A 16,607-nucleotide genomic window follows, 5' to 3' on the forward strand; every position below is an offset into this window, starting at 1 on the left:
CCAGCAGTGGCACCGCATTTCGCGGTGCCTGACCGAGGGAGCCTCCCACTCATGACACGCGCGACTCCGTTGCAGGCTGAGCACCAGCAGCTCGGTGCATCTTTTACCGATTTCGCCGGCTGGAACATGCCGGTGCGCTACACCTCCGATATCGCCGAACACACGGCTGTCCGGACCACGGCCGGGTTGTTCGACCTGTCGCACATGGGCGAGCTCGAGGTGATCGGCGCCTGCGCGGCCCGGGCACTCGACCACAGCCTGGTCGGGCGCCCGTCGAAGATCGGTATCGGCCGGGCGCGGTACTCGATGCTGTGCGCCGAGGACGGCGGCATCATCGACGACCTGGTCGTCTACCGGCTGGCCGAGGACCACTTCCTGATCGTCGCCAACGCGAGCAACACCGACGTCGTCCGCGACGAGCTCAAGCAGCGGATCGCCGCCTCAAAAAACGGGCACAGTTCCACCGAACTCCGGGACACCACCGAGGACTGGGCGCTGATCGCGGTTCAGGGGCCGGTCGCCGTACAGATCGTGGGCGAGCTGTCGGATGCCGACCTGGACGACCTCAAGTACTACGCGATCACCGAAACCACGCTTGCCGGAAGCAACATCTTGCTCGCGCGGACCGGGTACACCGGTGAGGACGGTTTCGAGATCTACTGCCGCCCGGCCGAGGCTCCGCAGATCTGGGCCGAGCTGCTGCGGGTCGGAACGCCGTACGAGCTGAAGCCGTGCGGTTTGGCCTGCCGGGACACCTTGCGGCTCGAAGCCGGAATGCCGTTGTATGGCAACGAACTCAGCCGCGAGCTGACGCCGTTCGAGGCCGGGCTCGGGCGGGTCGTTGCGTTCAGCAAGGAAGAGGACTTCGTCGGTCGCGAGGCACTCGCCCGCCGCCGCGACGAAGGCGCCCAGCGGGTGCTCGTCGGGCTGACTTCATCAGGCCGCCGCTCACCGCGCAGCGGGTACGCCGTACTGGATCCGGCCACCGGCCGTGAGATCGGCGCCGTGACGAGCGGCGCACCGTCGCCGACGCTCGGTCACCCCATCGCGATGGCCTATGTCGACAGCGCCTTCGAGGAGCCGGGCACCCGCCTGCAGGTCGACATCCGCGGCACCCACGACGACGTACTCGTCGTCCCCCTCCCCTTCTACCGCCGCCAGGAGTCCTGATGTCTGTTCCTTCTGAACTGAACTACACCGAAGACCACGAGTGGGTCGCTCTGGAGGGCGACATCGCGACCGTAGGCATCACCGCCTTCGCGGGTGAGGCCCTGGGTGACGTCGTGTACGTCGACCTGCCGGCCGTCGGCAGCACCATTCTGACCGGTGACGCGTGCGGCGAGATCGAGTCGACCAAGTCGGTGAGCGACCTGTTCGCGCCGGTCGACGGCGAGGTCGTCGAACTCAACGAGGCGGTCGTCGCCGATCCCGGTCTGCTGAACACCGATCCGTACCAGGCCGGCTGGCTCCTTCGGATCAAGGTCAGCGGGCCCACCAAGCTGCTGGACGCGGCGGCCTACGAGGCACTGATCGGAGGTGAGTGAGATGAGCACCCTCGATCAGAGTCTGGCCGAGTTCGACCCCGAGATCCACGCTGCGGTCACGGCCGAGCTCGGGCGTCAGCGCGACACCCTCGAACTCATCGCCAGCGAGAACTTCGCCCCGCTCGCGGTCATGGAAGCGCAGGGTTCCGTCCTCACCAACAAGTACGCCGAGGGCTACCCCGGCCGCCGGTATTACGGCGGCTGCGAGCACGTCGACGTGGTCGAGCAGCTGGCCATCGACCGGGTGAAGGCGCTGTTCGGTGCCGACTTCGCCAACGTTCAGCCGCACTCCGGCGCCCAGGCGAACGCGGCCGCCATGTTCGCGCTGCTCGATCCGGGTGACACGATCCTCGGTCTCGACCTCGCGCACGGCGGTCACCTCACCCACGGCATGCGCCTCAACTTCAGCGGCAAGCTGTACGACGTCGTCGCGTACCACGTCCGTGACACCGACTTCGTGGTCGACATGGCCGAGGTCGAGCGACTCGCCCTCGAGCATCGGCCGAAGCTGATCGTGGCGGGCTGGTCGGCGTACCCGCTGCACCTCGACTTCGCCGAGTTCCGGCGGATCGCCGATCTGGTCGGCGCGTATCTGATGGTCGACATGGCGCATTTCGCCGGTTTGGTTGCCGCGGGGCTGCACCCAAACCCGGTCCCCCACGCCGACGTCGTCACCACGACGACCCACAAGACCCTCGGCGGTCCGCGGGGTGGTGTCATCCTCACCAACCGCGCCGACCTGGCGAAGAAGTTCAACTCTGCGGTCTTCCCCGGACAACAGGGCGGTCCGCTGGAACACGTGATCGCGGCCAAGGCCGTGGGCTTCAAGCTGGCGGCATCCGACGAGTTCCGCGACCGGCAACGCCGTACCCTCGACGGCGCGCAGGCGATCGCCTCGCGGCTGTCGGCCGATGACGTCCGCGCGGCCGGGATCTCGGTGCTCACCGGCGGCACCCAGGTGCACCTGGTGCTGGTCGATCTGCGGAACTCCGAGCTCGACGGGCAGCAGGCCGAAGACCGGTTGCACTCGGTCGGCCTCACCGTGAACCGGAACGCCGTACCGTTCGACCCGCGGCCGCCGATGATCTCCTCCGGGCTGCGCATCGGTACGCCGGCCCTCGCCGCCCGCGGTTTCGGTCCGGCCGAGTTCGCGGAGGTCGCGGACATCATCGCGACCGCACTCGTCCACCCGGCCGACGAATCCGTGCTCGATGGTTTGCGCGATCGGGTCGGCCTGCTCACCGCGAAGTTCCCGCTGTACCCGGCGCTCTGAGCGCTTAACGAAAGACCTGGCTCCGCTTCGGTGCTTCATGCAACGGTTCGCCCTGCCTCGGGCGTTATCGCCTATATAGGGTCCTGACCGGAAGTACCGGAGCCGGGCCGGGGGCTGGTGTGTGGGGTGGGCGAACACAAGGGTGAGCTGCGCCGAAAACTGGGCAACACCGTCGCGTTGGTCGCGGTGTGTGCGCTGATCTGCGGGATCGCGTTCACGGGGGCGATTGTCCTCTTGATGCCAAGTGAGAAAGGACATATCGCTCCGGTCGGCACCACGCGGCCGACTGCCCCGGTCAGCCAACCGGTCGCCGCGCCGGTCCCGGCCGCGCCCCGAACCACACCGGCGACCAAGGGTTACGCCTGTCCTGGTTACAGCGGTCTGCAGCAGAAGATCCCGCTGAAGCTGGTGCTCGAGGACACGTTTGCGTGGGGCAACAACCCGCCGTACAAGGCTGGTAATGGGTCCGGTGACATCAAGTGGGAATCGAACCCGTACCAGGATCCGAGTTGGCACCTGTGGTTGCACTCGCTGCGCTGGCTGGGCAATGGGATCGACTCCATGAAGGCCGGGAACGCCGCAGCGCGGACGCACACGCTCGCGATCATCCAGGACTGGGTGCGCGACAACCCCTTCCCTTGGCTAGCCACATCTAACTCGACTACGTCGAAGGGCGATGCGAGCGCATCCGAGTCCACGATGCATCGGACCAACGTGCTGATCTGCGCTCGGCAGGCGGTGCTCACCGGGCTGCACGCCAAGACGTTGCCGGCGCAGTACAAGTGGCTCGACGACGCGCTGCTCACGCATGCGCGGTACATGATCGACCACTGGAGTGGCAGCCGGAACCACGGCACCGACGAGAGCATCGCGCTGTTCGGCGTCGGCTGCACCTTCGGCCGTCAGGACCTGATGAGGAAGGCCATCGACCGGTTCAACACTGGCGTCGTACAGTCCATCGATTCCGAGGGCACGACGAACGAGCAGTCCGTCGGGTACGCCGGCTTCAACTATCGACTGTGGGGCCGGGCCGCCGAGGTCGTGCGGCGCTGCGGGCAGTCCCCGGGCCCGGCGATCGACGCCCGGCGGAAGCTGCTGGCGGACTGGATGGCGCTCGCCACCAAGCCGAACGGCGAGCTGTTCCAGATCGGCAACACGACTCGGGACAAGGTCCAGAGCGTTCCCGGTACGCCGTGGGAGTTCGTCGCGACCCAGGGCAAGTCGGGGCCGCGGCCGGATCGCCGTACCGGGATCTTCAAGGGCGGTTACATCTTCGGGCGGACCGGCTGGGGCGAGAAGCGGCCGTTCGGCGAGGAGTCGGCGTACAGCATCCGTTTCGGGCCGTCGAAGAAGTACCACGGGCACGATGACCACATGTCGATCAACTACAACTGGCACGGCCAGGATGTGCTGATCGATCCCGGGTACTACGGCTACAAGAAGGGCGACCTGCAGGCCTGGGCGCCGAGCCAGGCCGCGCACAACGTGATGACGATCCCGACCGCCCAGGGCAAGCTGGTGCCGACGCGGCTGGTGGGGTCAGTCAGTACGGCGAACTCGGACTACTACGAGTTGGCCGACGACCCTGCCGAAGGTGTGAGCCGCATCCGGGACGTCCTCATCCTGAAGGATCCGGATGTGGTGATCGCGCTGGATCGTGGCGAGTCGGGGAGCAACCAGCGGTACGAAACGCTGTGGCACCTGCCGCCTGGCCAGACCGTGACCGTGCAGTCGCCGACCACCGCGGTGGCGACCGGCGCGACGGTGCAGACGCACCTGTTCCAGATCCCGTTCGGCGAGACGACCGGTACGACGACTGTCGAGCAGGGGAAGTCGAACCCGGCTCAGGGCTGGTACCTCCCGGACATCTTCAACGCCAGGCCAGCGCCGGTCGTCAAGTTCACCCAGACCGGGCAGAACGCGCGCATCCTGTCCGTCATCGCGCCCTCCGCCAACGGCGAGAAGGTCACCTACAGCACCCGCTCCGCCGGCACCAACTTCTTCGTCGAACTCTCCATCGGCGCGAAGAAGGTCACCGTCAAGATCACCCCGGACGGCCGCCTGACCCGGATGAACTGACCGCTTCGGCCGCGCCCGAAGCGAGTATTGCGCCACCGCTGAATCCTTTGAACGCCGCACCGGCAGCAGGTCGACTATGCCCATGAGCAGCCGCGACTTCTGACCGATCCGCACGAGGCTTCAAGGAGGCGACATGGCAGGCAGGGACCAGTAATCATCCCCATCCGCACCCGAACTTCAGGAGGCACCATGGCCGGCAAGGACCAGTAACCAGACTGGGCCGCGCCACCGCTGAGGTGGCGCGGTCACCGGCCGACGGCGCGTTGCAGCTGAGCCTTGTTCATTTTCGAACGGCCCTTGACGCCCTTGTCCTTGGCCTCGTTGTAGAGCTGCGCCTTCGTCCGCCCGCCGGGCCCCTTGTGTGACCGCAGTCCACCGCGCCGCGCCGACGAAATGTCATGCGTGGAACTCCGGCTCGACTCCTTCGACTCGCCGGACCGGGCACGCTCCTTGTTCACCGTGCGCGCCGCGATCTCCTCCGCCACATCCTCGCTGCGACCGCTCTTCTTGAGCCCCGCCTTGATGTGTTTGTACTGCCGTTCCCGCTTCGGACTGGCTCCTGCCGGCATGATCCGACTCCTTTCGGCCGCCGCCCGGTACCCAAAAACTTCGTCAAGACAACTTTGCGGCGTCAACTTCCCGTCCCGATCTCACGTCATGAAGTCGAACGGGGTGCGTCTCACCTTCGAAGGAAGGCGGCCGAGCGAGCGGATGAGGTGTTACAGATGAGCCACGACGGTGGTGGATCGGTGGAGCAGGTGGGTGACATCTGCCGGTTCGCGTGGGCCGTTGGCGGGCAGGCGCACGTCTGCCGCCAAGGCAACGGGCACGCGGTGCCGCACAAATGCGGGTACTGCGGACTCGAGCACCACCCCGGATCGGACAACGTGCACTGACTGTCGGAGGCACCCTCTAGAGTCAGCGCCCATGAGCGAACCTGCGCGCGTGGCCGGATTGGTCTGGAACGGCGGCCTCCCGCAGCTGGAGTGGTCCGCCGCCACCCCGCGAACCCCGCTCCGGCTGGGCGACGAGATCGCCTTCGCCACCGGGCAAGACCGCCAGTGCATCGGCATCTGGCGCAACGGCAAACGCCTCGGCTGCCCGACCAGGACCCCGCTCGCCGCCACCGTCCACGGGCCGCTCTGTCCGGAATGCCAGACGATGGACCGTTCGTACTCGATCGCCGCTGACACCAGCCTCGACGACCCTCGCGAGTTCGCCGTCTACCTCGCCCACCACGGCAGCCGCGTCAAGATCGGCATCACCGCCGCCGACCGCGGCCAAGCCCGCCTCCTCGAGCAAGGCGCCCTCAGCTCCACCTTCCTGTCGAGCGGCACCCTGGCCGCCGCCCGCCGCGTCGAACGACTCTTCACCTCCGCCTTCGGCGTCACCGACCGAGTCACCTCCCCCACGAAGCGCACCGCCCGCCTGGACCCGCCCAGCACTCTTGAACGCGCCGACGACCTCCAAACGCTCGCCAAAAACGTCAGCACCCTCGACTGGCCGGCCGGCCAAACCCTCCGCCCACTCGACGTCATCGACCACACCCCGACGTACGGCCTGCCCGCCAACGGCATCCAACCCGCTCACACACTCACCGCACTCACGCCGTACGCCGTCATCTCCGGCCGCATCACCTGCCAGATCGCCCGCGACCTCTACCTCGAAACCCCCCAAGGCCTCGTCCTGGCCGACACTCAACTCCTCTCCGGCTGGCCCCTCACCCCAACCGACCCCGGTAGCCCCTTCACCGCCCCCACCGAACCAATCGCCGCGCCCGTGTTACCGCAGGACGCCTTGTTCTAACGCCTCCGGCAGCGGCTCCGAGTGCACGAGATGCAGCCGACTCACGGCTCGCGTCAGTACGACGTACAGGCGTTGTAGGCCTCGGGGTTCCGCGGCGACGATGCGGGCGGGCTCGGCCACGACGACTGTGTCGAATTCGAGGCCCTTGGCGAGGGTTGCAGGGACGCAGACGAGGCGGGTCGCCTCCATTGAGTCCTCCGAGTCGCCCAGCAGGCCGGCCTCCAGGCCGGCGCCTACCAGCTCGGCCTGGAGCGCGCCGATCTGGTCATCGGCGGCGATCAACGCCACCGAACCTTCACCGGCCAGCGCGGTGCGGCAGGACTCGACCACGGCGTCGGCGAGCGACTCCTCCGCGGTTCGTACGACGGCCAGCGCGTCCGCCACCGTTCGGACGCCCGTCGGTACGCCGAGGGTCGGGGCGATGACCGGCAGCAGCCGAGCCGCGAACTTGATGATTTGTTCGGGCACCCGGAAGCCTCGATCCAGCTCGACCACCCGGCCGTCCGACTTGTCCAGGTGGCTGAGGACGCGGTCCCATGCTCCGGCAGCCCACGGCGTGGTTGCCTGCGCGACGTCTCCGAGCACCGTGGCCGACCCGGTGCGGCAGCGGCGGCCGAGGGCGCGCAACTGCATCGCCGACAAGTCCTGCGCCTCGTCCAGCACCAGATGCCCGAGCGAACCGGACCGCCGCTCGATCAAGTCGTCCAGCTCATCCAGCAACACCGCGTCCGCCGACGACCACTTCGCCGACTTCCACGACCGCGCCGGCTTCGCCCACAGCAGCGCAGCCTGCTCATCGGTCGTCAGATCGTCGCCCGCAACCTCGGCCAGGAAGTCGGCATCGGACAGCATCCGGTGCAACACCTGCTCCGGGACCAGCTTCGGCCACACCGAATTCACCAGCGCCTGCACCGGCTTCGACCGCGCCACCGCGTTCTGCACCCGGTCGTCCGGCGAGTCCCCCCGCTGTTCCATCAACACGAGTACGGCGTGGGCGAGCCGCTGCGCGAGCGCATTGCGACCAGCGGCGTACCCGGTTGATCCGCGCAGCGCGGCGACGATCTCCTGCGCCTCGTAGTCGTGCACCCGGAACCGCTGCGCGCCCTTGCTGTACAGGATCCCCTCGGCCGGCGTACCGACGAATGACCACAAGGCCCGGACCAGTACGCCGGACATCCGCTCGTTGCCCTTGATCCGCGCGGTCTCCGGACCGTCGATCGCGTCGGTCGGGTGCGTGATCAGCTCCTCGATGGTGATCTGCCGGACGTCGACCTCGCCCAGCGCGGGGAGGACCTTGCGGATGTAGGCCAGGAACGAGCGGTTCGGTCCGACGATCACCACACCGCCGCGCCGGAGCCGCTCGCGTTCGGTGTAGAGCAGGTAGGCGACGCGGTGCAGACCGACCGCGGTCTTCCCGGTCCCGGGCGCGCCCTGGACACAGATCGACGGGTTCAGCGGCGCCCGGACCAAGTCGTCCTGCTCCGGCTGGATGGTGGCGACGATGTCGCGCATCGGCCCGGTACGCGGCCGCTCGATCTCGGCCCGCAGGAAGGCGTCACCCTGATCGTGCGCCTCCGGCCCGAGCATCGGCTCGTCCTCGAAGCCGGTCAGCTCCGCACTATCGGAGAACCCGTACCGCCGCCGCAGCAACACTCGCTGCCGGTCGCTGTGCGTGGCCCGGTAGAACGGCACCGAGACCGGCGCACGCCAGTCGATGACCATCGGCTCACCGCTGCCGTCGTGCACATGCCGCCGACCGATGTAGATCCGGTCGATCCCGTCGATCGTCCCGTGCTCGTAGTCGAGCCGGCCGAAGAACAGCGGTACGTCGGGAAGGTCGACCAGCGCGAGTGTCCGCTGCTCATGTGCGCGCTGGTTCGCTTCGTTGGTGAACCGCTCGTCGTTGTCCTCACCCCCGATGACGGGAATGTCGCGGACCAGCACATCGGCGTACATCCTGGCCAGCGCGGCCTTGGATTCGGCGAGAACCGCACGCTCGGAATCGAGCTCATGCATCCGGGATTGCCTCGTTTCAGTGAAGGAGAACGGACAGATCGACGGGCGACCACCAAGGGTCCCGCCCCGGAAGATGTCCGGTTCGATTCGATCCTTCACTCAGTGCTACAAGTCACCCGAAAAGGCAGACGGGCGACGTTACCAGCAGACCTCAGGCGCCACCACTCATTTAATTCAGCAGCCCTTCGCGGTGCGCGATCGCCGATGCCTCGGTCCGCGACGCGGCCCCCAGCTTCCGCAGGACGCGGGCCACATGGGTCGCCACCGTGTTCCCAGACACGAAGAGCTTCCGCGCGATCTCCGCATTCGACAACCCCTGCGCCAGCACCTGCAGCACCTCGAGCTCCCGAGCCGTCAGCCCGAACGCCCGCGCCGGCCGCGGATCCGCCCTGAGGCCGATCCGGTCCGCCAGTACGCCGATCCGCGCGAGCAGCGGTTCCGCGCTCAGCTCGGTCGCGACCACCCGAGCCTCCGCCAGGGTCTCCCGGGCGCTCCATTCGTTGCGCTCGGCAAGTTCTGACCGGCCCAACTCGGTCAGCGCGACCGCGAGTTCGTACCGATCGCCGACCTGCCGCCACGCGTCCACCGCCCGCCGCCAGCGCTCCGCTGACGAGTGCTCGGCAGCCTCGGCCGAGCACAGCACCGCGGCGGGAGTGGCCCGCCGGGACGTGGCCGGGGTGAGGTACTTTTGCGCGCTGGGCAACGCGCTGCCGGCCCCCGCCTGGGCCACCGCGAGCAGGAACCAGGTGGCGTCGTACGTGTTCCAGAGCGGGAGACCCACAGCCCGCTCGACGAGCTGCTTCGCTGTCGCGGCATCGCCCTGCAGCGTCGCCATGGTGAGCCGAACGGCCATCATCATCGTCGCGAACGGCTGGAACTCGGAGGCTACGGTGTCGTCGATCAGCCGCTTGGCATCCTCGAAACATCCACGCCGTACGGCGATCTCCGCAGCCACCTGCTGCAACGCGGCCACGTAGCGCAGGGGTGGCGCATCGGCCAGCGCGTCGTCGATGACATCGAGCGCCTCGTCCCACCGGCCGAGGCGAAACAATGCCCACGCCCGATTCTGCGCCAGCATGCTGCCCCGGGCCCGGACGAGACCCCAGCTCTCGGCCAACTGCTGTCCCCGGGCGTTGACCTGCACAGCCTCCTCGAGCCGGCCATCCAGGACAAGCGCGAGACTCCTCCACTGCGAGGCCGTCAGGCACAACGAGTGGTCGCCGGCCCGCAGCGCGAGCTCCTCACACTCGATGTACTTCGCGAGCGCCGCGTCGCCCTCACCCATCGCGTCGTCAAGGTACGCGGCCGGCAGCAAGGCAGCCGCCCGAAGACCGTCGTCGCCGAGCCGCTCAGCCAGTACATCGGCCTCCCGGGTTACCGCTCCGGCGCGTTCATGCTTCTCCTCGATGCACAACCCGAAGGCCAGCCAAGCCAGTAGGCGGGTGCGCAACAGGTCGTCGGCACCAGGCGGCACCAGCGCGACCGCTCGCTCCAGGCTGTCCAGCCCTGATGCGCCGAGCCGGTTCTGCATCAGCCCTTGCAGGCCGAGGAACCGCGCCGCCCGCATCGGCTCGGCGGTCACGTCCATCTCGGCCAGCGCCTCGGTCGACCGCCGTACGCCCCAATCGGCCCGGCCTGCGGAGTAGGCAGCCTCGACACCTGCCGCCAGCACATCCACGTGGCTCACACCCGTCAACGTTTCTGGGTTACCCACCTCGGGCCAGAGCGTCAGCACCTTGTCGAGCAGGTTGACCTGATCGTCGTACGCGAACTGCCGCCCCGCCCCCGCCGCCGCCCGCCATGCCGCGGTCAAGGCCTGCCCGTGCTCCCCCGCGGCCTGCCAGTGCTCGGCCAGGGCAGCCGCCTGGTAGTCGCCGTCGGTGTCCCGACTATCGATAGCGGTCGCATAGCGGCGATGCAGACGACGACGCTCGCCCGGCAGGAGCGCGCCGTACACGGCCTCCCTGATCAGGTCATGCCGTACGGCGTACACCGTGTCCCGTACGACGACCTGGTGTCGCTCGACGAGTTCGTGCAGCGCCTCGTCGCTCGGCCGCTCTAGAACGTCAGCCAGGATCACGTCCGATACCTCGGCCCCCGCCACCGCGATCGCCGCCAACAGGTGTCGCGCATCTGGCGACAGGTCCGCAACCCGGTCGAGCAACAGGTCACTCAACCCACCACCAGCGGCGGAGCCGCTCGACTTCAGAGCCTCGACGAACAGCGGGTTCCCGTCACTGCGCCGATGAATCTCACTCGCCACAACCGGATCGACCGGCCGCCCTTCGATCGCGGTCAGCAGCGCCGCCACCTCGCGCCGCTCGAGCGCCGCGAGTTCGATCCGTACGACGTCCGCGCGCCGACCCAGCTCGCCCAGCAACTGCCGGGTCGGGTGACCGGGTGTGAGTTCGCCGGACCGGATCGTGCCGACCAGTAGGACCGGGCGGTCGACCAGGTTCCGCGCCAGGTAAGCGAAGAGCTCGCGGCTCGACATGTCCGCCCACTGCAGGTCCTCGATCACCAGCACCACCGGCTGATCCCGTGCCGCCCGGCCCAGCAACGTCAGGACCTCTTCGAACAGCCGCACCTGCCCGCCATCGGCCCGGGTCAGCCCAAGTTCCGGCCACCAGTCGGCGAGCGCCGTACCGTCCGCCGGCAGCTCCGCCCGCAACCGCTCCGGACCCCAAGCCCGGCGCAGCTCCCGCATCACCGCGACGAACGGCAACCACGGTGTCCCACCGGACCCCAGCTCAAGACAGCCGCCGCGCAACACCAGTGGCTCAGCCGTCAGTCGGCCGGTCGCCGTCGACACCAGCCGGGACTTGCCGATACCAGCCTCGCCGGTGACAAGCACCGTGGTCGATTCACCAGCCCGAACCTGGCCGTACGCCGCCTCGATCGCCGCCAGCTCGGCCGTCCGGCCGACCAGGACGGGACTGATGACAGGCGACGGCATGAGCCCATATTGGCATCACCGGGGAGCGCGGCAGCGAAGTCACCAGTTCTGGTGACGACCCGGGCCGGTGTCGACACCGAGAGTTGAGACATCAGCCCTTGCAGGAAAGGAACCGAGATGACCAACCCTCGTCGTACCGTCGTCGGAAACATTTCGCTGTCATTGGACGGCCGGGTCAACGGCCCCGGCGGCGACTTCGACATGAGCTGGATCGTGCCGCACGCGGCCACCCCGGTGACGCTCGACCACATGATCCGCGTCACCGCCCCGGCCACGACCGTGCTGCTCGGCCGCAAGAACTACCAGGGCTTCGGCGGCTACTGGCCGACCGTCGCCGACGACGAGAGCGCGCCGGAGCAGAGCCGGCAGTTCTCCCGCTGGCTCAACGCGGTCGAGAAGGTCGTCTTCTCCAGCACGCTCGAGCACGCCGGCTGGCAGAACAGCTGGATCACCGCGAGCGACCCGGCCACCGCGGTCAAGGAGCTCCGCGGCCAGCCTGGCGGCGACATCATCGTGCTCGCGAGCGCCAGCGTGATCCGCGCCCTGCTGGCCGCCGACGAACTCGACCGCCTCTCGATCACCCTCTGCCCGGAACTCGTCGGCGGCGGCACGCCGCTCTTCGACACCACCCTGGTCCCCGGCTCGTGGACCCTGGTTGACAGCACGCCCGGCGAGAGCGGAACCCTCTGCCTCCTCTACGACCGCCAGCGCGGCTGATCGCAGCATTGAGAAAGGAACCTCCATGGGCACCGTGCAGGCACAGGCGAACATGTCGCTCGACGGCTACGTCGCCAAGCAGGACAACTCCATCGGCCGGTTGTTCGACTGGCTGCAGAACGGCGAGGTCGCGGTCCCGACTCCGGCCGGCGATTTCACTCTCCACGTCAGCCCGACGAGTGCGGAGCACCTGCGCCGGTGGGTGTCGTCCCTAGGCGCTCTGGTCTGTGGCCGAACGCTGTTCGACGCGGCTCACGGCTGGCAGGGGCGGCACACCTTGGACGTCCCCGTTGTCGTGGTGACCCACCAGGTGCCGACGGACTGGATCGAGGCTCACCCGGACGCGCCGTTCTTCTTCGTGACGGACGGCGTGGAGGCTGCGATCGCCCAGGCGCAGAAGCTCGCCGGGGACCGTATCGTCTCGGTCACCGGCGGGACCATCGCCCGGCAGTGCCTGGACCTGGGGCTGCTCGACGAAGTGGCCGTCGACCTGGTGCCCGTGGTGATGGGCGCCGGAAACCGGCCGTTCTTCGGCGAAGTCTCCGCCGAGGTCCTGCTCGGTGACCCGACGACCTGCATCCAGGGCGACCAGGTCACCCACCTCGTGTTCCCGGTTCAGCGGTAGGCGCGGGCTTGTAGCTCGAACAGTTCCGCGTACCGGCCGCCTGCCGCGACGAGCTCCTCGTGGGTGCCGACCTCCTCGATCCGTCCCTCGTGCAGGACCACGATCAGGTCGGCCATCCGCACGGTCGAGAAGCGGTGCGAGACCAGCACGGTGATTCCGCCGGTCTCGGTGCCCGCGATCCGCGCCGCTTCGGCGTACTGCTCGAACAGCCGGTGCTCGGCCTCCGGGTCGAGCGCGGCTGTCGGCTCGTCGAGCAGCAACAGCAGCGGTCTCTCCCGCATGAACGCCCGCGCCAGCGCGAGTCGTTGCCACTGGCCACCGGACAGCTCGGCACCGCCCTCGAACTTCTTCCCCAGCTGGTTGTCCAGCCCCTTCGGCAGCCCGGCGATCACCGACTCCGCATCACCCCGTACGACGGCCGCCCGGATCGCGTCCTCGTCGTCGAGCCGGGTGAGGTCGCCGATCCCGACCACCTCGCGGGCCAGGAACTCGAACTTCACGAAGTCCTGGAACCCGGCCGACATCCGCAACCGCCAGTCCTCCGGATCGACCTCGGGCAGCGGCACCCCGTCGATCCGGATCTGTCCGGTGGTCGGGTCGTACATCCGCGCCAGCAATTTCACCAGCGTGGTCTTGCCGGCACCGTTCTCCCCGACCAGCGCGACAGCCGATCCGGCCGGAATCTTCAGCGTCACCTCGCTCAGCACGGGCGATTCGCTGCCCGGGTAGGCGAAACCGACGTTCTGCAGCTCGATTCCCGAGCCGAGCTTGGCCGGGGCCGGCGTCGTACTCGACCGCCAGGAGTTGTCCTTCGCGTACTCCCGCAGCCAGTCGTAGCGACTGAAACTCCGGACCACTTCACCGACCCAGTAGATGTTCTGCGCGATCCCGCCGGTCATCTGATCGACCTGCGGTGCCAACAGCAACACCAGTACGACGTCGCCCGCCGAGGCCTGGCCGTTGCGGGCCCGCGAGATCACCCAGACGATCGCCGCGGCATAGGCCAGCGCGAATGCCAGGCGCACCGCGCCGTCGACCTTCCCGCTCCATTTCACCGCCGCGACCTGCAGCTTGAACCGCTCGGCCTGCAACGCCGAGATCCGCTCGATCAGGATCTTGCCCAACCCGAACACCCGCAGCTCGAGGGCGGTCCGCGGATCCTTGGCGACCTCGATCAGCCGATCCGCCAACCGCTCGTGCGGTAGCGAGTCCTCATAGGCCTTCTCCTCCCGCATGCTCCCCTTGTACGCCGACCAGATCCGCGACGTACCGAGTAGTGGCAGTAGCAAGAGCAGTGGGTGCACCGAACCCAGCAAGGTGAGCACCGTGACCGTGTTCGTCACCGTGCCGAACACCCAGAGCAGTACCTCGGAGCCGACGCCCATCCGCCAGGCCCGCTCTCGCACCAGCTCCAGCCGATCGGCCACATCGGGTCGTTCATGATGGGTCAGCCCAGGGATGCCGGTCGTCACGTCCAGCAGGTCGGCATGCACCTTCCCGGCCATCCGCTCCTGCGCTGTCTCCTGCACCGGCCAGCCGACCACGTCGGCGAGGAACGAGACCGCCAGACCACCGACGATGATCGCCACGCCGAGCGCGATCGTGTTCGACCGGTCTCCGCTGAGGCCATCGACCAGCAGGCTGATGCCGTAGGTCTGAGCCGGCGCCGTCACCGCCCGCGCCGCGACCAGGACGGTCGAGATCGCCATCAGCACCGGCGCCGCCCGGAACGACGTCGTCAGCCACAGCCGGCCGATCCGCAGGCTACGCATCGGTCACGTACCTCTCGGCCTGCAGCCGGAACATCTTGGCGTAGGTCCCCTCTGCCGCGAGCAACTGCTCATGCGTTCCGTCTTCGGTGATGTGTCCGTCGGCGAGCACACAGATCCGGTCCGCGTTCCGCACCACCGAGAACCGGTGCGAGATGATCAGCGACGCCACTCCGGAGGTCAGCTCGAGATACCGCTCCACCAGTTCGATCTCGGCCCGCACGTCCAGTGCAGCAGCCGGCTCATCCAGGACGAGCACTCCGGCGCCCGCATGGACCGCGAACAACGCCCGCGCCAACGCAACCCGCTGCCACTCGCCACCGGACAGATCGACACCGCCGTCAAACGCCTTGTCCAGCACGGTTTCCCAGCCTTTGGGCAGCCCGCCGACCACGTCCTCGATACCGGACTCCCGTGCCGCCTTCGCCAGCGCCGCCCGGTCACCGGCCCGCTCGACCGCGCCGAACTCCACGTTGTCCGTCACCGGCAGCGGGAACCGCAGGAAGTCCTGCACGATGGCCGCGATCCGCCGCTGCCACGCGCCCAGGTCGAGCTCGGCGAGATCGACCCCGTCGATGAGGATCCGCCCGCTCGTCGGCCGGTACGCCCCACCGAGCAGTTTCACCAGCGTCGACTTCCCGGCGCCGTTGATCCCGACCAGCGCCAGCGCCTCCCGCGCGTTGATCGTCAGGTCGAGATCCCGCAGCACGTAGTTGTCCGAGCCCGGATAGTGGAAGCTCACCTTCTCGAACCGGATCTCACGCGCGGGCATCGTCTCTGTTCTGTGCTGCCCAGTGACCGCCGGTTCCGGGTGCCGGGTGGCGATCGTTTCCGGCAACGCCACCATCGCCCGGTACGCCGACAATCCGCGCCGCATCTGGACGACGCCGTACCCGCTGCCGGAGACGCCGATCGCCAAGATCGCCGGCACTGCCGTCGCGACCTGTGTCAGCGGGAGGTCACCGGCCAACGCGGCGCGACCGACGAGCAGGATCGCGAAGCCATCGGCGGCCAGCCGGACCAAGCCCATCGCGATCGACCAGGCGACGTTCTTGCCGCGCTTGGCCCACACGGCCCGGAATCCGGCGGTCCACTCGTGGACATAACGGTGCACCACCCACTGATGCAGGCCGAAGACTCTTAGTTCCTTCGGGGCATCCCTCATCCCGAGGTTGAAGACGTAGCCGGCGCGGCGCTGCTCCTCGGTGTTGCCCCACCACATGTCGATCTCGCCCTCGATCATCCGGCCCTGGTGCCACTCCAGCAGCAACGTCACCGCGACCAGCATCGCGGCGACCAGCCAGGAGAACATCAGCCCGACGATCACCGCGGACCCGATCATGGTCACGCGGGCCGCGAGCAGCCACGGCAGTTGCGACATGCCTTGGGAGAGGTGGAAGCCGCCCTTGCCCTTCGCCCGTTCCTGGACGTCGAGGACTTCACCGTCCTCCAGGTGCTCGATCCGCTGCGGCCGCAGCAGCGGCTCGGTGATCCCGATCCCGATCTCGCGAACGACCGCCGCCTCGAGCAGCGTCGCCGTGACCCGGTGCATCGCCGGCGCGAGACTCTCGAGCACGAACACGACCAGCATCGCCGCCAGCAGCCACCCGAAGGCCCACAGCGACATCGCCCCGGCCGACCCCGCGACCACCCCCGGTACGGCGCCGACCACCTGCCCGGTGAGCAGCGTGACCGCCATCCCGAGCACCGATCCGAGCACGGTCAGCCCCACCGTCAACGCCGTACTCCCCGGCGCGACGCGCATCCCGTATCTCAGCAGAGTCAGCACTCGACAGACGGTAACCGGCCGCGCCGACACAAA

13 protein-coding genes are annotated in these 16,607 nt (G+C 68.3%); 8 read left to right on the forward strand and 5 right to left on the reverse strand.

Annotation, left to right across the window (positions count from 1 at the left end; all coding sequences use genetic code 11):
- Positions 1-51 precede the first annotated feature (51 nt).
- The 4 genes from gcvT to ABD231_RS05140 all read left to right on the forward strand — a co-directional run bounded on the left by gcvT (position 52) and on the right by ABD231_RS05140 (position 4,896).
- Positions 52-1,170, forward strand: coding sequence for a glycine cleavage system aminomethyltransferase GcvT (gene gcvT / locus ABD231_RS05125; RefSeq protein WP_344145723.1), 1,119 nt, complete (start codon positions 52-54; stop codon positions 1,168-1,170).
- Positions 1,170-1,544 carry a glycine cleavage system protein GcvH gene (gene gcvH / locus ABD231_RS05130; protein ID WP_344145726.1) on the forward strand — a complete coding sequence of 125 codons (375 nt, stop codon included), beginning with the start codon at positions 1,170-1,172 and terminating at the stop codon, positions 1,542-1,544. The genes gcvT and gcvH overlap by 1 nt, the downstream gene beginning before the upstream one ends.
- Position 1,545: 1 nt before the next feature.
- Positions 1,546-2,817: a serine hydroxymethyltransferase gene (glyA, locus tag ABD231_RS05135; protein WP_344145729.1), complete on the forward strand. Its 1,272-nt coding sequence runs from the start codon at positions 1,546-1,548 to the stop codon at positions 2,815-2,817.
- Between the two features lie 126 nt (positions 2,818-2,943).
- Positions 2,944-4,896: a heparinase II/III domain-containing protein gene (locus ABD231_RS05140; RefSeq protein ID WP_344145732.1), complete on the forward strand. Its 1,953-nt coding sequence runs from the start codon at positions 2,944-2,946 to the stop codon at positions 4,894-4,896.
- 245 nt (positions 4,897-5,141) lie between these two features.
- On the opposite strand, the gene ABD231_RS05145 is transcribed toward ABD231_RS05140, so the two are convergent.
- Positions 5,142-5,465 carry a plasmid stabilization protein gene (locus tag ABD231_RS05145; protein WP_344145735.1) on the reverse strand — a complete coding sequence of 108 codons (324 nt, stop codon included), beginning with the start codon at positions 5,463-5,465 and terminating at the stop codon, positions 5,142-5,144.
- A 156-nt stretch (positions 5,466-5,621) separates the two neighbouring features.
- Here ABD231_RS05145 and ABD231_RS05150 point away from each other — a divergent pair, with 156 nt between their 5' ends.
- Entirely contained in the window at positions 5,622-5,792 is a 171-nt protein-coding gene (locus ABD231_RS05150; RefSeq protein WP_344145738.1) for a hypothetical protein, read from the forward strand.
- A 31-nt stretch (positions 5,793-5,823) separates the two neighbouring features.
- Positions 5,824-6,702, forward strand: coding sequence for a DUF2797 domain-containing protein (locus ABD231_RS05155; RefSeq protein ID WP_344145742.1), 879 nt, complete (start codon positions 5,824-5,826; stop codon positions 6,700-6,702).
- Here the strand turns inward: ABD231_RS05155 and ABD231_RS05160 are convergent.
- Both ABD231_RS05160 and ABD231_RS05165 read right to left on the reverse strand, forming a co-directional pair.
- Positions 6,679-8,718 (reverse strand): HelD family protein, encoded by a 2,040-nt coding sequence (locus ABD231_RS05160; protein WP_344145745.1) that lies wholly within the window; start codon positions 8,716-8,718, stop codon positions 6,679-6,681. The genes ABD231_RS05155 and ABD231_RS05160 overlap by 24 nt on opposite strands.
- Positions 8,719-8,887: 169 nt before the next feature.
- Complete coding sequence (locus tag ABD231_RS05165; RefSeq protein WP_344145748.1) at positions 8,888-11,674, reverse strand: ATP-binding protein; 2,787 nt, start codon at positions 11,672-11,674, stop codon at positions 8,888-8,890.
- Between the two features lie 117 nt (positions 11,675-11,791).
- Here ABD231_RS05165 and ABD231_RS05170 point away from each other — a divergent pair, with 117 nt between their 5' ends.
- Complete coding sequence (locus ABD231_RS05170) at positions 11,792-12,391, forward strand: dihydrofolate reductase family protein (protein ID WP_344145751.1); 600 nt, start codon at positions 11,792-11,794, stop codon at positions 12,389-12,391.
- Between the two features lie 25 nt (positions 12,392-12,416).
- Entirely contained in the window at positions 12,417-13,016 is a 600-nt protein-coding gene (locus ABD231_RS05175) for a dihydrofolate reductase family protein (RefSeq protein ID WP_344145754.1), read from the forward strand.
- Here ABD231_RS05175 and ABD231_RS05180 read toward each other — a convergent pair.
- Both ABD231_RS05180 and ABD231_RS05185 read right to left on the reverse strand, forming a co-directional pair.
- Positions 13,007-14,788: an ABC transporter ATP-binding protein gene (locus ABD231_RS05180; protein WP_344145757.1), complete on the reverse strand. Its 1,782-nt coding sequence runs from the start codon at positions 14,786-14,788 to the stop codon at positions 13,007-13,009. The genes ABD231_RS05175 and ABD231_RS05180 overlap by 10 nt on opposite strands.
- Positions 14,781-16,574, reverse strand: coding sequence for an ABC transporter ATP-binding protein (locus tag ABD231_RS05185; RefSeq protein ID WP_344145760.1), 1,794 nt, complete (start codon positions 16,572-16,574; stop codon positions 14,781-14,783). The genes ABD231_RS05180 and ABD231_RS05185 overlap by 8 nt, the downstream gene beginning before the upstream one ends.
- Positions 16,575-16,607: the final 33 nt, after the last annotated feature.

This window comes from Kribbella yunnanensis (assembly GCF_039529655.1).
GTDB classification, from domain to species: Bacteria; Actinomycetota; Actinomycetes; order Propionibacteriales; family Kribbellaceae; genus Kribbella; species Kribbella yunnanensis.

Excerpts from the sequence above, each read along its gene's own strand:
- ABD231_RS05165 (WP_344145748.1), bottom strand. The coding sequence starts at position 11,674 with ATGCCGTCGCCTGTCATCAGTCCCGTCCTGGTCGGCCGGACGGCCGAG.
- ABD231_RS05160 (WP_344145745.1), bottom strand. The coding sequence starts at position 8,718 with ATGCATGAGCTCGATTCCGAGCGTGCGGTTCTCGCCGAATCCAAGGCC.
- ABD231_RS05170 (WP_344145751.1), top strand. The coding sequence starts at position 11,792 with ATGACCAACCCTCGTCGTACCGTCGTCGGAAACATTTCGCTGTCATTG.
- ABD231_RS05175 (WP_344145754.1), top strand. The coding sequence starts at position 12,417 with ATGGGCACCGTGCAGGCACAGGCGAACATGTCGCTCGACGGCTACGTC.
- gcvT (WP_344145723.1), top strand. The coding sequence starts at position 52 with ATGACACGCGCGACTCCGTTGCAGGCTGAGCACCAGCAGCTCGGTGCA.
- ABD231_RS05155 (WP_344145742.1), top strand. The coding sequence starts at position 5,824 with ATGAGCGAACCTGCGCGCGTGGCCGGATTGGTCTGGAACGGCGGCCTC.
- gcvH (WP_344145726.1), top strand. The coding sequence starts at position 1,170 with ATGTCTGTTCCTTCTGAACTGAACTACACCGAAGACCACGAGTGGGTC.
- glyA (WP_344145729.1), top strand. The coding sequence starts at position 1,546 with ATGAGCACCCTCGATCAGAGTCTGGCCGAGTTCGACCCCGAGATCCAC.
- ABD231_RS05150 (WP_344145738.1), top strand. The coding sequence starts at position 5,622 with ATGAGCCACGACGGTGGTGGATCGGTGGAGCAGGTGGGTGACATCTGC.
- ABD231_RS05145 (WP_344145735.1), bottom strand. The coding sequence starts at position 5,465 with ATGCCGGCAGGAGCCAGTCCGAAGCGGGAACGGCAGTACAAACACATC.
- ABD231_RS05180 (WP_344145757.1), bottom strand. The coding sequence starts at position 14,788 with ATGCGTAGCCTGCGGATCGGCCGGCTGTGGCTGACGACGTCGTTCCGG.